Annotated in this window: 1 protein-coding gene and 1 pseudogene; both read left to right on the top strand. The window is 35.7% G+C overall.

All coding sequences use genetic code 11. The features are described 5' to 3' along the window. A pseudogene (locus FS875_RS09850) lies at window positions 1-247 on the top strand (class I SAM-dependent methyltransferase); the annotation flags it as partial. A gap of 79 nt (window positions 248-326) precedes the next feature. After that, window positions 327-1,112: a peptidoglycan editing factor PgeF gene (gene pgeF / locus FS875_RS09845; protein WP_144756249.1), complete on the top strand. Its 786-nt coding sequence runs from the start codon at window positions 327-329 to the stop codon at window positions 1,110-1,112. The last annotated feature ends 467 nt before the right edge of the window (window positions 1,113-1,579 follow it).

Genomic DNA, 1,579 nt, shown 5'->3' with positions numbered 1-1,579 from the left:
TTTTTCCTTTTTAAAGAATATCGCCCTTGAACAAGGCTGTTTTGTTGAAATCTTAGAACAAGGAGACTTTCTCTTAAAAATGGGGCTTCTAGAACGCGCACAACAGCTTGGATCGAATAAAAATGCTTCATTGCAACACAAAATTCGCCAAGATGTCGAGCGATTAGCTGGTCCAGATCAAATGGGAAAATTATTTAAAGTCTTATATGTGAGTGATAAAAATATACCTGTGCCTCCCAGATTTTGATGCCCATAAATATTGACAAATACGCGCATTTCACACACCATTCTCTCTTTGAAAACAACCATCTTTATGAGGAAGTTTAATGAAACCTATCTCACCCCCTATCCTTGCAAAAGAGCTTTCTGCCTTACACATACATGGGATAAAACATGGTTTTTTCACACGTCAATGCGGTATTTCAAAAAGCCTCTTTCCAAGCCTTCATGTTGGACAAAGTTCCAATGATCAACCTGCACATATCGCACAAAATTGTCTTTTGATCGCCGATTACTTTAATGTTGAAGTACAAAATTTAATCGCTGTCAATCAAATACACTCTTCTGAAGTTGTCGTAGCGAAACAAGCTTTTACTGACGAAGTTCCCAAAGCAGATGCTCTTGTTACCACTACACCAGGACTCGTCATCGGCATTCTTACAGCAGATTGTGGACCCGTTTTATTGGCTGATCCACAAGCAGGTGTCATTGCTGCTGCTCATGCTGGTTGGAAAGGAAGCTTAAAAGGAATTATAGAAAAAACTATTACCGTTATGGAAGAACAAGGCGCCAAAAGACAATCAATAACAGCAGTCCTTGGTCCTTGTATTGGTCCTTGCCACTACGAAGTCACAGACGAATTTTACCAGCAATTTATTGATTGCGAGCGTAAATTTCAAAAATATTTTTTAAAAACAGATAAAGTTAATCACTTTCACTTTAACCTGTGGACATTCATTCTCAATCAACTCAAAGAAGCAGGGGTTAGTGCTTCTTGTGTAGAACTTTGCACCTACCAAGATGAACAGCGTTTTTTCTCTTATCGGCGTGCAACACTCCGAAATGAACCAGATGATGAACGACAATTTTCTGCGATTATGTTGACGAGATGAAGTGGGGCTTTTTTCATCTAAAGAGAATAGCAAAACTGCAAAATACAATTTTTAGCTCACGATGAAACAAACGCTACTCTCACACACTGCGCTTTTTATCAAAAATATTTTTTTAACAAACAAAGTACGAAGGGGCTAATTATTCTTATCCCCAAAATTTGCCTGTAATAGCTAAATTTAAAACAATATTTAAACATGAACTCTGCTTTATTCCTTGTATACAGAAAACCATATCCACATTGTTCTATAGAGTAAAAGAAAAAAGATTTAATCGATATACTTATTTCTTTATCTCATGGTGAAAAAACTTTGCTCTAAAAGCAATAAAATTTTGGAAAAATAAAAAATAAAATACAGAGCTCTTTAATAAGAAGAGATAAAATTGTAACGCTTTTATAATTGTTTTCTTGCAATCTGATAATAAGAAGTTAAAAAAACTATCATACTTTACCGTGACGACTCATAGG

The organism is Bartonella saheliensis (assembly GCF_902162175.1).
This window is presented reverse-complemented; position numbering and strand designations above follow the sequence as displayed.